Here is a 13805-nt window from a genome sequence, read left to right as displayed (position 1 = left end):
CCCGGCGGAGATCCAAGCCACGGCACCCGGAAGGGCCGCCTTCATGAGAAGGGCCGCCCTCGTGCGGAGGGCGGCCCTTCTGCTTCTAGGGGATCACGCTGCCGGGCGGCTCCTGGCGGCGGCCGTCACGGCGATCGCGGCTTGCCGGGAGATGCCGTTCACCTTCACCGCGATCGTCACCGTTCCGCGGCGGAGTGCCTTCAGCCGTCCGGTGGCCGGGTCGAACGTCGCGACGTGCCATGGGCGGGCGGTCTTCGGCGTGCCGATGTGGAGGTTCGGCGAGCCGCTCCAGTCGGCGCTCATCGGGTAGGTGAGCGGCACGTCCCGGCCGTTCTGCCGTAGGTCTGCCGGGATCTCGGCGCTCTCGCCTGTCTTCAGTGACGCGGGTGCCTTGAGCGTGAGGTCGTCCACGTGCGGCAGCACCTCGGCGCGCAGCCACTGCGGCGCGGGCAGGAACGGGGCGAGGCGCGTGCGCTCGATCTCGCCGCGCGTCAGCGGGTCGACACCGAACATCGTCCATCCCGTGAACCCGCCGTTCGTCACCGGCGCGGCGGGGTTCTTGCCCGAGTTGCCGTTGATGAACGCGTGCACGCCGTCCACCCGGGAGGCGTTGAAGACGCCGACGTGGGCGTTGACCACCGCCGCGCCCTTGCCGGTCGAGCGCCGGAACTCCGCCAGCCACTGTTCCAGCAGCGCGGCCTCCTTGCGGTCGGCGAGCTGGCTGGTCTTGGCCGGCAGCGGATCGCGCGCCGGGTGGTGGCCGAACACCGTGACGGCGCTGATCGACGGGTCGCGGCGCGCTCCGTCCAGCGCGTTCTTCAGCATCCGCAGCTGCTCGAACGAGCTGGTGCGGTAGGTCCCGGTGGAGGAGTCGAGCAGGACGAAGCGCGTGCCCTTGTGGTCGAACGTGCGCGCCGGCTCCCCGAACACCTTGCGGAAGGGCCCGATGTCACCGGAGCCGTAGACCTCGTGGTTGCCGGGCACGTAGTAGTACGGCAGCCTCCCGCCGAGCTCCTCGTCCAAGATCTTTTTGGCGAGGGCGAAGTCGGCGTCGTAGCCGGTGTCGACGAAGTCGCCGTTGATGACCAGGAAGTCGGGCTTGGCGGCGAGGGCCTCCCGCAGCGTGCGCCGGGCCCGCTCGGCGTAGACGCTGTCGGGGTCGGCGGCCACGAACTGCGCGTCGGACACCACCGCGAACCGCCACCTGCTCCCGTCCGCCGCGGTGCCGTCCCGGATCACCAGCGGGTCGGCGGGCGCCGGGCTCGCTGGCGGTGTCTGCACGGACGGTGGGACCTTGGCCGTGAAGTCGTCGATCAGCACCTCGCCCGTGTACTGGCGGCCGGCGCCGGTCTCGATCGTGTAGAAGCGGTTGACCTTGATCGGGTAGGCGACGGACGGCGGCACCGCCATCTCCACGCTGCGCCATCCCTCCCAGGTGATGTACGGCCCGTAGAGCGAGTAGGTCTGGTTGTTGGCATCCGTGATGGTGAACGCCGTCCACTCGCCCTTTTGGTGGCCGTACACCTGGGCACCGAGCGCCTGCGGCTGCCCTGGCACCTCGATGGGCTGCGGCGGGTAGGCGTAGGCGGTGCGGGTCGCGGTCGACTGTGTGAAGTCGTACGACAGCCTCAGCCCGGCGCCGTTGTGGCCCTCGGCCACCGGCTCGACCTTCCCGGTGCCTCGCGCCGAGCCGAACCTCCACTTCGCCCCGTCGCCGAAGTCGGCGATCGTCTTCTCCTCCAGCCCGACGCTGATCGGCAGGGTGGTCTTCGCCCCCTTGACCTCGATCGTCACCAGCGTCGATCCGGAGGCCTTGCGGGGTGTGGCCGTGAACGTGCCGCCGTCGCCCGGCTTGATGTCCAGGAGCGAGGTGTCATAGGTGAGCGCGGTGTCGGACGGCTCGACCGGGGCGGTGAAGCCCTCCTTGTCGAAGCCGACGACGCCGAACGCGCCGGCTCCGTCCTGACCGGGGATCGTGACCCGGTCGACGGTCGCGCCGATGCGCGTGAGCGGGTTGAGGACGGTCAGGCGGACCTGACCGCGTGCCCTGCCCTGGACTGCTGAGACGGTGATGTCGCCGGCGACGCGTCCCCTGAACGTGCCGTCGCGGCCGACCGTCCCCTGCGCCCCGTTCGCGATCCAGCGTGGCTTGGCCTGCACGGGGCCCTGGGCTTCGTCGTGGCCGCGCGCGATGAGCTTGCGCGTCAGCCCGGGGAACACCCGGTCGGGGCGCCCACCCCGGGTCGGGCCGACGCCCGGAGCCTGCGGGGGGTCGGCGACCGGCTCGACCCAGAATCCGGTGAGCTTGCCGCTGCCTTGGGCGTACAGGCCGATCCCGTTGGGCGTCGGCCGTTCGGCGCCGTCGGACGGCTGGTTCTCGACCTGCCCGCGGGCCTGCCCCGGCTCGCGCGCCAGCATCGTCGACGAGCCGCCGCCGTCGAGGTTGAGCGCGTTGTGGGCGCCGGCCTCCTTCATCAGCGCGGCCATCTCGGCCAGCGTCACCCCGCGGCTGTCGACCTGGCGGCCGTCCACGGTCATGAGCAACATCGTCCGGCCGTCGGCGGTGAAGCCGGCGGCGGTGCGAGGATGCGCCGCCGGATCGGTGAGCGCCGGGATCCGCCCATCCTTGATCAGCGTCTGGTTGCCGCCGACCGCGAAGCCGGCGGCCTTCCCGGAGGAACGCGGCCGGTACGCCAGCCCGACCGGGTCTCCGGGCTTGAGCGTGCGGAGGGTGTCGCCGCCCGCCTCCCGGCCGACCAGGACGAAGCTGTCGGCGGCGATCTCACCGGACCCGGGCGTGTCCCCGACCGAGACGACCTTGCCGTCCGTCACGAGTACCTCGGCCACGCGCTGCGCGCCGTCCGCGACGGACCGGCCGCGGCTTCCCGTCCCCCAGAGCGAGGTGAACGCGCCGATGCCGTCCTTCTTCACGGCGTGCGCGTTGAACTGGTCGAGCGGCACCTTGCGTTCGCCGGGCAGGGTGATCTCGCCGTCCAGCAGGATCGCGGCGATCTGGCCGAGCCCGTCGGACGCCACGCCGGCCGTGTCGGTGGGCCAGCCGGGCTTGGCGGACTTCACCAGCGTGCCGCCGTCCACGGCCGCGCCGTTGGCGGCCCCGGTGCCGTTGATGTCGAAGAAGTCGCCGTTGACCCCCGCGATGGCCCCTGACCTGCCGGCCTGCTTGGACAGCGGCTCGACCGCCGACACCTTCCCGGGCGACAGGTAGCCGGCCCGTACCTTCGCGCCGAGATCGACCGTCAGCAGGTCGCCGCGCAGCCAGCCCTTGCCGTCGAGCCTGTCGAAGGAGGACAACGACGTGCCCGGCGCCACCGGCCGTGTCTTGCGGTCGGTCTCGAGTGCCTCCACGGCGGCGTTCCCGGCCGCGTTCGCGGCGGGCAGCAGGAGCCGGTCGACGTCGCGGACGCCGGGCGCCGCGGGATCCGGCGGCGGTGGCGCCGCCAGGACGGGCGGGGCCGCGAGGGCGGGCGGCGCCGCCAGGGCGGGCGGGGCGAGGCCGCCGATCAAGACTCCGGCCAGGCCGAGAACGGCGGCGGGGCGGGCGATGGATCTCAGTGGGGGCACGAGGCGCCTCCTTTGGCTCCCCAGGGCGGAATGTGGCTGCGCCAGGAAACTCCAGTCACACTGCGCACGGAAGTTTCCCAGATGACCACCCGGCTAATTGATCACAACGGATCGCCGCGCGCCACGGATCTGGTGACGGCGCTACCGTGACGGCTATGGACCTGGTCATGCCTGTGGCCGCCGTCGTGGCGCTGGCCGCCGTGCTGGCGCTGGTGCTGCGTACGGCCTCGCGCAGGCGGCGGGACCTCGGCAGCCCGGTCGACCGCGCCACGTTCCAGACGCTGCACACCGCCTCGATGGCGGCCCCGCCGCTGCGCGCCGGGCTCACCGAGCAGGGCGCCCAGAAGGCCGCCCGCCATCTGCTCGAACTCCTCGGCTCGGCGGCGGTGGCGATCACCGACGGGAAACGGCTGCTGGCCTGGGACGGCATGGGCGGCGGCCACCACGCGCAGCACGCCGTCGAGCACGCGTCGGGGCCCATGAGCAACGGCCGCACCGCCGTGCTCGGGCCCGAGACCGTGGGCTGCGACGAGCTCGACTGCCTGGTCAGGCATGCCGTGGTCGTGCCGTTGACCACCGACGAGCGGGTGGTGGGCACGCTGGCCGCCTACGGCGGCGATGTCTCGGCCGGGCTGATCCGCGCCGTCGAGGAGGTCGGCCGGTGGGTCGACGCGCAGCTGGAGCTGGCCGACCTGGATCGTTCCCGGACGCGGCTGATGGAGGCGGAGGTCCGGGCTCTGCGGGCCCAGATCTCACCGCATTTCATCTACAACTCGCTGACCACGATCGCCTCGTTCGTCCGCACCGATCCCGAGCAGGCCCGGGAGCTGCTGCTGGAGTTCGCCGACTTCACGCGCTACTCGTTCCGGCGGCACGGGGACTTCACGACGCTCGCCGAGGAGCTGCGGTCGATCGACCGGTACCTGCTGCTGCAGCGGGCCCGCTTCGGCGAGCAGCTGAAGGTGACGCTGCGGATAGCGCCCGAGGTGCTGCCCGTGGCCGTCCCGTTCCTGTGCCTGCAGCCGCTCGTGGAGAACGCCGTGCGGCACGGCTTGCAGGACCGCTCCGGCCCGGGGCTCGTCACGATCATCGCCGACGACGCCGGGGCGGACTGCGTGATCAGCGTGGAGGACGACGGGGTCGGCATGGACCCCGAACGGCTGCGCCGCATCCTGGAGGACGGGCCGGGGACCCCTGGGGGACCCGGGGGAGAGGACGGCGAGGCGACCGACTCGGTCGGCATCGGGCTGGCCAACGTCGATCTCCGGCTCCGCCAGGTCTACGGGGACGCCTGCGGCCTGACCGTCGAGACGGCGCCGGGAGCGGGGACCAAGGTGACGCTGCGCGTGCCCAAGTACCAGCCGGGCGTCACCGCTTCCTAACCGGACGCACGGGTTTCCTCACCGGAGACACAGGCTTCCTGATCGGAGGAACGACCTCCCGGTTGACTTCTTTTGCCTGGTTAAGCACCCTTTAGTGGGCAAATGTGACTCACGACACGGGGAGGCGGCGTGGGATCGGGGCTGCGCGTGCTGGCGGTGGACGACGAGGCGCCCGTTCTGGACGACCTCGCTTACCTGCTGCGCGCCGACCCACGCGTCGGCGATCTGCTGACGGCACGTGACGGAGCCGCCGCTCTGCGTCACGTGGACCGGGCGCTGGCCATCGGCCGCCCGATCGACGCGGTCTTCCTGGACATCCGCATGCCCGGACTCGACGGCGTGGTGCTCGGGCGCCTGCTCGCCCAGTTCGCCCGGCCGCCCCGCATCGTCTACGTCACCGCGTACGAGAACCACGCCGTGGACGCGTTCGAGATCAAGGCCGTCGACTACCTGCTCAAGCCCGTCCGGCCCGAGCGCCTGGCCGAGGCCATCCGCCGGGTCGCCGAACCGTCCCCGGCCGCCCCCGCCGCCGCAGGCCATGCCGCTTCCGCCGGCGGTCCCGCCGCGGCGGACCATGATCCCGAGCCGAGCCCCGAATCCGTTCCGGTCGAGCTCGCCGGCGTCACCACCTTCGTATCCGCCGCCGAGGTCTGGTACGTCGAGGCACAGGGCGACTACGCGCGCCTGCACACCGCCTCGGGCAGCCACCTGGTCCGCATTCCGCTGGCGGCGCTCGAAGAACGCTGGCGCGCCGCCGGGTTCGTCCGCGTGCACCGCAGCCACCTGGTCGCGTTGCAGCACATCGACCAGCTGCGCATCGAGTCCGGACGCTGCACCGTGCAGGTCGGCGGCATCGAGCTCCCGGTGAGCCGCCGCCACACCCGCGAGCTGCGCGACCGGCTCGTCCGCAACGCGCGGCGCCCCCAATGAGCCCTCCGATCAGCGGTGCCGACCCCGCGCCGGTCCCCGAGCGCCGGCGGGTGCTGGTGACCGGCCCGCGGACGAGGGCGGCACGGCGCCCGCGGCCCCCGGTCACCCAGGAGATCGACGAGCAGACCGGGCTGGGCGAGGCGTACATGCGCTCGCTGATGCGCGCCCAGCTGCGGCTGGCGCTGCTGGTCTGCGCCACCGTCGGCGCGGGCATCGGCGGCCTGCCACTGCTCTTCGTCCTCGTGCCGCGCCTCCGCGAGCCGACTCCGCTGGGGATCCCGCTCGCCTGGCTGCTGCTGGCCGGGCTGATCTACCCGGCGTTCGTCGCCTGCGGCTGGTGGTACGTGAGGCACGCCGAACGCAACGAACGCGACTTCGCCGACCTGGTGGACAGGCCCTCGTGACCGCGTCGTCCGGGCGGGAGCGGCCGTGAACGCGTCGTACGGGCTCGCCGGGGTGTCCCTCGTCGTCCTGGCCACGCTGCTGATCGGCGTGTTCGGGCTGCGCTTCTCGCGGACGACCTCGGACTTCTACGTCGCGTCGCGGTCGGTGTCGCCGCTCGGCAACGCGTCGGCGATCGGCGGCGAGTACCTGTCGGCCGCCTCGTTCCTCGGCATCGCCGGGCTGATCATGGCCTACGGCGCCGACATGTTGTGGTTGCCGGTCGGCTGGACCGGCGGTTACCTGGTGCTGCTCGTCCTGGTCGCCGCGCCGCTCCGCCGCTCCGGCGCGTACACCCTGCCCGACTTCGCCGAGACCCGCCTGGAGTCGATGGCGGTGCGGCGCGTGACCAGCGTGCTCGTGGTGCTGATCGGGTGGCTGTACCTGATGCCGCAGTTCCAGAGCGCCGGGCTGGTGCTGCGCACGGTCGTGGGCGCCCCCGTGTGGGCGGGCGGGGTGCTGGTCGCGGTCGTCGTCATGATGAACGTGCTGTCAGGCGGGATGCGCAGCATCACCCTCGTCCAGGCGTTCCAGTACTGGCTCAAGCTCACCGCGCTGGCGGTGCCGCTGATCTTCCTCGTCCTCGCATGGCGGTACGACGCGGCGCCCGGGCTCGGCCGGGACGCGCCGCCCGCGTTCAGCGACCGCACGACCGTCGCCGTGGGCGCCGACGTCACCGTCCGGGTCGAGCACCCGGTCGAGGTCATGGTGACGGGCAAGGTGGACGGCCGTCAGTACCGGACGGCCTCGCTCGCCCTCACCGCCGGTGATCACCGCATCTCCAAGGACACCGAGGTGACGTTCCCCGCGGACACCGCCGTGCCGCATGTCACGAGCCTCCCGGCGAGGACCGACCGGCAATGGGCGATGCCGCTGTCAGGGCGTGAGCATTCGCTGTACGCCACGTACTCCCTGATCTTGGCGACCTTCCTCGGCACGATGGGCCTGCCGCACGTGCTGGTGAGGTTCTACACCAACCCCGACGGGCGGGCGGCACGGCGGACCACGGCGATCGTGTTGTCCCTGCTCGGCGCGTTCTACATCCTGCCTGCGCTGTACGGGGCCCTGGGCAGGCTCTACGCGCCGGAACTGCTCATGACGGGCCGCACGGACGCCGTCGTCCTGACCCTGCCGGGCCGTCTCGTCGGCGGGGTGGCCGGTGACCTGCTCAGCGCGCTCGTCACCGGCGGCGCCGTGGCGGCCTTCCTGTCCACGTCGTCCGGCCTGACGGTCTCGGTGGCGGGGGTGATCGGCCAGGACCTGCTCCGGGGCGGCGTGCGCTCGTTCCGCGCCGCCACCGTGCTGGCGCTGATCGTCCCGCTCGTGCTGGCCCTGGCCGCCCGCGCGCTGTCGGTCGCCGACGTGGTGGGCCTGGCGTTCGCCGTCGCCGCCTCGACGTTCTGCCCGCTTCTCGTCCTCGGGATCTGGTGGCGGCGGCTCACGACCAAGGGGGCGCTCGCCGGTCTGGTGACCGGGGGAGGGCTCGCCGGGTCCGCCGTGCTCTGGACCATCGCGGGCGGCCCGCCGAGCGGCCTGGCGGGGGCGCTCCTCGCCCAGCCCGCCGCCTGGTCGGTGCCCATCGCCTTCGCCGTGATGATCGGTGTCTCGCTGGCCACGCCGCGCAGCGTCCCCGCCGGGGTGGCGCGCACCATGGTCCGGCTCCACGTCCCCGAATCGCTGGACGTGGACCGCGGCACCTGGCGCCCCAAGGGCGGCTGAACCAGCGCCCCAAGGGCGGCTGAACAGCGCTCCGAGAGCGGCTGGACCGGCGCTCCGAGGGCGGCTGGAAAAGATCTTCCGTTCGGCGCAGGAAATCGACCGCTCATCGACGGACGCCGCGCGTCAGCGCGTCCGTCCAGCGCCTCAGCGCACCTCAGGCGGCTGCACCTCGCAAGCGGGTGCGGGGCTTCCTACTTTGACGTGACCCCGGTCACGTCTGAGGAGGAGCTCGTGACACTTGAGAAAGACCCGAACGCCGGCGGCACACCGTACGAACGTGTGCAGGCGACGCCCGAGTTCCAGGAGCTGAAGCGCCGGTTCCGTGCCTTCGCGTTCCCGATGACAGCCGCCTTCCTGTCCTGGTACCTGCTGTACGTGGTGCTCTCCGGCTGGGCGCGCGACTTCATGGGCACGAAGGTCGTCGGCTCCATCAACATCGCGTTGGTCTTCGGCTTGCTGCAGTTCGTGACCACGTTCCTCATCGCCTGGTTGTACTCGCGCCGCGCCGAGGCCAAGCTCGACCCGCTCGCGGCCGAGCTGCGCGCCAAGGCTGAAGAGGAGATTTCGGCATGAGCCACGAAACCCTGTCCGTCATCCTCTTCCTGACCTTCGTCGCCGGCACGCTCGCCATCACCCTCTGGGCCGGCCGCCACACCAAGGACGCCACCGACTTCTACGCCGGCGGGCGCTCGTTCTCCGGCGGCCAGAACGGCCTGGCGATCGGCGGCGACTACATGTCGGCCGCCTCCTTCCTCGGCATCGCGGGTCTGATCGCGCTCTACGGCTACGACGGCTTCCTCTACTCGATCGGATTCCTGGTCGCGTGGCTCGTCGCCCTCCTGCTCGTGGCCGAGTTGATGCGCAACTCCGGCAAGTTCACGATGGCCGACGTGCTGGCGTTCCGCATGAGCCCGCGTCCCGTGCGCACCGCCGCCGGGGTCTCCACGATCACGGTCAGCATCTTCTACCTGCTCGCGCAGATGGTCGGCGCGGGCGCCCTCGTGGCACTGCTCTTCGGTTTCAAGAGCGAGTTCGCCAAGGGCGCCACCATCGTGCTCGTCGGCATCCTGATGATCGTCTACGTCGTCGTCGGCGGGATGAAGGGCACCACCTGGGTGCAGATCGTCAAGGCGATCCTGCTGATGGGCGGCGCCACCCTGACCGCCGTCCTCGTCCTCGGCAAGTTCGGCTTCAACCTCTCCACGTTGCTGCGCGACGCCGCGACCCAGAGCGGCAAGAGCGGCGACTTCCTGGAACCCGGCCTGCGCTACGCCACCGAAGCCCAAGGCCTCACCGGCAAACTCGACCTGATCAGCCTCGGCCTCGCGCTCGTCCTCGGCACCGCCGGGCTGCCGCACATCCTGATCCGCTTCTACACGGTCCCCACCGCCCGCGACGCCCGTAAGTCCGTCCTGTGGGGCATCGCCATCATCGGCTCGTTCTACCTGCTGACTCTCGTCCTCGGGTTCGGCGCCGCCGCCCTCGTGGGAACCAAGGAGATCGCCGCCGCCAACCCCGCGGGCAACACCGCGGCACCCCAGCTCGCCGAAAGGATCGGAGAGATCGTCTTCGGCGACGTCGGCGGCACGGTCCTCCTGGCCATCATCGCCGCCGTGGCCTTCGCCACCATCCTCGCCGTCGTGGCAGGCCTGACCTTGGCCTCCTCGTCGTCGTTCGCCCACGACCTGTACGCCCACGTCTTCAAGAAGGGCAACGTCACCGACCGCGAAGAGGTCCGCGTCGCCCGCATCTCCGCCTTCGTGATCGGCGCGGTGGCGATCGTCCTCGGCATCTACGCCCAGAAGCTGAACGTGGCGTTCCTGGTGGCGCTCGCCTTCGCCGTCGCCGCCTCCGGCAACCTGCCCGCCATCCTCTACAGCCTCTTCTGGAAGAGGTTCAACACCGCGGGCGCCGTATCGGCCATCTACGGAGGCCTGGGCTCCGCCGTGGTCCTGGTCATCTTCTCCCCGGTGGTCTCGGGCACCCCGAAGGCCCTGTTCACCGACTCCGACTTCTCCTTCTTCCCCTTGGAGAACCCCGGCATCATCTCCATCCCGTTCGGCTTCTTCTGCGGCTGGCTCGGCACGATTCTGAGCAAGGAGTACAACGCGCAGAAGTACGCCGAGATCGAAGTCCGTTCCCTCACCGGAGCCGGCGCCGAAAAGGCCGTCCACCACTAGGCCGGCCCCCAGGACCGTACGTGGCCTGTGCGAACCCCCTTGCTGCACAGCCCGCGTACGACAACGAATGCCCCGTAGCCGCCCAACACGGCTACGGGGCATTCCTGTTCGTCGTGGCCCTCGTATAGAACGTGAGGAGTCGTTGAAGGAGGTTCCATGGCGTTCACCGAGGAAGAAGCCGCCTACCTGCGTACCCAGTCATTGGCTCGCCTGGCCACCATCGACGCCGACGGCCAGCCGGACGTGGTGCCCGTCGCGTTCGAGTTCGACGGCGAGGGCTTCTGGATCGGCGGCGGCCCCACCGTGGTCCACACCCGCAAGATCCGCAACATCCGGGCAGGCCATGACAAGGTCGCCCTGGTCATCGACGACATGGTGTCGTTCGACCCGTTCATCGCCCGTGGCATCCGCATCTATGGCCGCGCATCCCAGCCTGTGGAGCGCACCGGCATGGTCGGCCCAGGCACCTACACCCGCATCACGCCCACCGAGTCGTGGAGCTGGAACATGGAAGCCAAGCCGGTGGGCGAGCAGTGGTACAAGGCGCACCACTCCACCCATTAGCGCGATGACATAACCGAGCACACCGCAGGCAGAACCGCGACTGAGAGGTCTTCGCCTTGGCGGCAGCACGTCCTTGCCCGTACGTTGTGGTTGCCCGAAAGGCCTGAAGTGGCCGCCTGTGGCCACTATGGTGCGTGATCATGTTTTCCTGGCACGCATCCGTCGAAGGCGTGGACGCCACGTTCGCGCAGCCTCTGCAAGCTGTCGACCTGTCGTTCCTGGGCAGCCGCCTGCCTCCCGAGGTGCACGTCGACATGGAGGAATGCCTCAGAGCCTCGTTGCAGGCCGCGGAGAACAAGCTGCGCCCGGGGCAGGGCTCCACCATGCTGACCCCGGCGGGCATATCCATGAACACGGCCGGGTCCCTCTCTGTCCTGTCCGACTACGAGGTCGACTTCGCCTACGACGACGAGGCCGTGGACAAGGCGCTCAACACCATGTTCAGGGAGATCGTCGCCGAGGCGGCGGACCTGCGCTGCATGGCTCTCAACTACTACGTGCGGATGAAGGATCCCACCGAGGGCGGCGGCCCCCAGGACGTCAGCATGCGGCGTTCGACCGACTGGCAGGACCGGACGCAGACTCCCCCCGGATCCGTCGAGGCCGTGACCGTCGACCTGGAACACCGCGCGGGCGTCGCGTTCGCCGTCTTCATGCCGTACGCCTGGCAACGCTCGACCCTGATCGTCGGCGACCTGATCGCCGCCCCCACCCGCCGCCAGGTCTGGAGCTGATCCGCCATGTCGACCGACATCTTCGGCGCCCGCGTCATCAGCGTCGACCCCTCCCGCCGAGAACTCGAACTCCGCGTCTTCACCGTCTACTACGAGGTCGCAATCAAGACCTACCTCGCCCCGCCCGAGCGTGACCTGGGCTTCTTCTTCGGACTGCTGTGGGAGACCGCCCGGTGGGACGGTCCGCTCGGGAAGGTGGTCACCGTCGACGACATCGACGACGAATGGTGCGCGGCGAACGCCCGCTGGTTCGTCGAACGTGTTGAACGGGTGGCCGTACGCAATGACCCTCCGGACTGGGAGGGCATCTACGACTTCTACTATGAACGCGACGGGCGCTGGCGCGACGAGGACAAGCTCGTTCAGGCCGACTACGTCGTCCGAGTGACCGACCAGCGCTGGATGCAGCACCTGAAGCCGGGCGACGCCTGGGGCACCACGTGGTATCCGGTCAAGGCCGACCACCTGCTCTCCGGCGAGGCTCCCCACATCCCTGACCTGCGGAACGCCGCCGCGACCCTGACGCCCTTCGGGACGGAAGCCCTGGAGCAGCTGGCCTTTTCCGATGACGGCCGTTATCTGGCGGGCTGCACTGACGAGGGTGGTCTCGTGGTGTACGAGACCGCCGGCTGGACGGAGCATTCTCGCGTCTCGGTCGAGGATGGGGCGTTCATGCCCCGCCTGATGTGGGTTCCCGGACGCCACGTGGTCACGTACCGGGGCACGGATCCGAGCGATTCCCCGCAGCAGGCGTACGACGTGGATGCACGCGCGCTGGTGGACGTGCCAGCCGAGGATGGCGTGGCGCGCTCCCGCTCTGGGCGCTACCGCGTGGAATACGGCCACGCCGACGGACTGGACTTCGTTGCAGGGAACGCCGATCCCCGCCATGTCGGCGTCACCTCAGAGGAGCTCTCCGTCGAGTGCGTGGACTTCACCAGAGACGAGTCCCGGCTCTACGCCGCCGGAATGACCCGGGACGTCTACGCCCTGGACCCCTCCACAGGCCAGGTCCTCGACGTCTTCGAGAACGTGGCGGCCCGCGTGTGGTCCTTGGCCGTAAGCCCCGACGGCGCCTATCTGGCGGTAGGAGGCCCGCCGCCGGACTCGAACCACGAGGATCACGAGATCCGCATCATCCGCGTCCGTGACCACCAGGTGGCCACGCGTCACACTCTGGGCACCTTCGTCACGCAGCTTGCCTGGTCCCCGGTGGACGACTGCCTGGTGGCCACGGTCTGCGACGACTCGGAGGACGGCGAGCTCCACGTCCTGCGCGTGGGCCTCCCGTCGGAACCGCCGCCCCGCTTCTACGCCGAGATCCCCCCGGAAGCCCCTGAGCCCCAGGCCGCCCCTGCTGCCGATCCTGCCCCTGCCCCCGAGTACGAAGAAGACAAGCTGGACCCTGAACGGATCCGCGCCATGGCCGAGGCCGGCGATCCGCTCACACGAGGCGAGCTCGTGGAACTGGCCCAAGAGCACGCCCGCTGGCTCGCCACCGGCGGCAACGAAGCCGCAGGCCGGGGCTGGACCTGGCAGGTCCTGATCGTCGCGGGCCTGCCGGTCGCCCTCTACAACGGGCCGGAAGGCGACGACGGCATCCAGGCCACCATCCGGAGCGAGTCCATCGAAACCGGCACGGACCTCCGCGGCTTCGTCCTTCCCTTCGCGGACCTCACCGCCATCTTCGGCGAGAAGCTGGACCTCTCCAACGCCGATCTCCGCGGCGCGACCATCACTGACGCCCATCTCCCGAACGTCAGCCTCCGCAACGCGGATCTCTCCTATGCGGACCTTTCCCGGAGCAACCTGCGAGGCGCCGACCTGACGGGCGCCAAACTGATCGGCACCGACCTTGAGAACACCGATCTGACGGACGCCGACCTCACCAACGCCGACCTGACGGGCGCCAAGGTCCCCGGCACATTTTTCATCGGCACCCGCCTGGATGGGGCGAAAGGCGTTCCCTTCTGAGCAGAAAGGGGTCCGGCAAGTCTCCGGACCCCCTTCGGCACCTCTTAGATGCAGGGAGTGCAGCGGCGGCTGCAATCGGTGTAGATGCAGCAGTAGTGGACGAGGCCGCCGGGACATGGTGTCGTCCAGCACCTTTGCTCGCAGGCTGCATGTGCCTCGGCCCTGGGCACCAGCCTCTCCAGCATCCGGTCGATGAGTCGTGTCATACCGGGCTCCAATCTATTGGTCGTTCGACATATATGAAGGACGCACAACGCTTGGCAAGGCCCCGTCCGCCGTAATTCCGTTTTCGCACAACC

At 70.3% G+C, this 13805-nt stretch carries 10 protein-coding genes; 9 read left to right on the top strand and 1 reads right to left on the bottom strand.

From position 1 onward, the window contains the following. Window positions 1-93: 93 nt before the first annotated feature. Window positions 94-3582 carry a phosphodiester glycosidase family protein gene (locus tag F8566_RS46950; protein WP_225994171.1) on the bottom strand — a complete coding sequence of 1163 codons (3489 nt, stop codon included), beginning with the start codon at window positions 3580-3582 and terminating at the stop codon, window positions 94-96. Window positions 3583-3737: 155 nt separating this feature from the next. Here F8566_RS46950 and F8566_RS46945 point away from each other — a divergent pair, with 155 nt between their 5' ends. From F8566_RS46945 to F8566_RS46905, 9 genes are all read left to right on the top strand, one after another. Continuing rightward, window positions 3738-4964 carry a sensor histidine kinase gene (locus tag F8566_RS46945; protein ID WP_151570484.1) on the top strand — a complete coding sequence of 409 codons (1227 nt, stop codon included), beginning with the start codon at window positions 3738-3740 and terminating at the stop codon, window positions 4962-4964. A 129-nt stretch (window positions 4965-5093) separates the two neighbouring features. Continuing rightward, window positions 5094-5894, top strand: coding sequence for a LytR/AlgR family response regulator transcription factor (locus F8566_RS46940; protein WP_192810254.1), 801 nt, complete (start codon window positions 5094-5096; stop codon window positions 5892-5894). After that, window positions 5891-6298, top strand: a complete 408-nt coding sequence (locus tag F8566_RS46935; RefSeq protein ID WP_151570482.1) for a hypothetical protein — start codon at window positions 5891-5893, stop codon at window positions 6296-6298. Before F8566_RS46940 ends, F8566_RS46935 begins: the two co-directional genes overlap by 4 nt. A gap of 25 nt (window positions 6299-6323) precedes the next feature. Beyond that, window positions 6324-8054 carry a sodium/solute symporter gene (locus F8566_RS46930; protein WP_151570480.1) on the top strand — a complete coding sequence of 577 codons (1731 nt, stop codon included), beginning with the start codon at window positions 6324-6326 and terminating at the stop codon, window positions 8052-8054. Between the two features lie 231 nt (window positions 8055-8285). After that, window positions 8286-8627, top strand: coding sequence for a DUF485 domain-containing protein (locus tag F8566_RS46925; RefSeq protein WP_151570478.1), 342 nt, complete (start codon window positions 8286-8288; stop codon window positions 8625-8627). Continuing rightward, window positions 8624-10234: a solute symporter family protein gene (locus F8566_RS46920; protein WP_151570476.1), complete on the top strand. Its 1611-nt coding sequence runs from the start codon at window positions 8624-8626 to the stop codon at window positions 10232-10234. Before F8566_RS46925 ends, F8566_RS46920 begins: the two co-directional genes overlap by 4 nt. Before the next feature lie 156 nt (window positions 10235-10390). Further along, the gene (locus F8566_RS46915) at window positions 10391-10798 is read left to right on the top strand and encodes a PPOX class F420-dependent oxidoreductase (protein ID WP_151570474.1); all 408 of its coding nucleotides are present in this window, start codon (window positions 10391-10393) and stop codon (window positions 10796-10798) included. A 140-nt stretch (window positions 10799-10938) separates the two neighbouring features. Further along, window positions 10939-11532, top strand: coding sequence for a hypothetical protein (locus tag F8566_RS46910; RefSeq protein WP_151570472.1), 594 nt, complete (start codon window positions 10939-10941; stop codon window positions 11530-11532). A gap of 6 nt (window positions 11533-11538) precedes the next feature. Beyond that, a complete protein-coding gene (locus F8566_RS46905) occupies window positions 11539-13506 on the top strand; it encodes a pentapeptide repeat-containing protein (RefSeq protein ID WP_151570470.1) in 1968 nt (655 codons plus the stop codon). Window positions 13507-13805 lie beyond the last annotated feature (299 nt).

It is taken from the genome of Actinomadura rudentiformis (assembly GCF_008923185.1).
Classification (GTDB): domain Bacteria; phylum Actinomycetota; class Actinomycetes; order Streptosporangiales; family Streptosporangiaceae; genus Spirillospora; species Spirillospora rudentiformis.
This window is presented reverse-complemented; position numbering and strand designations above follow the sequence as displayed.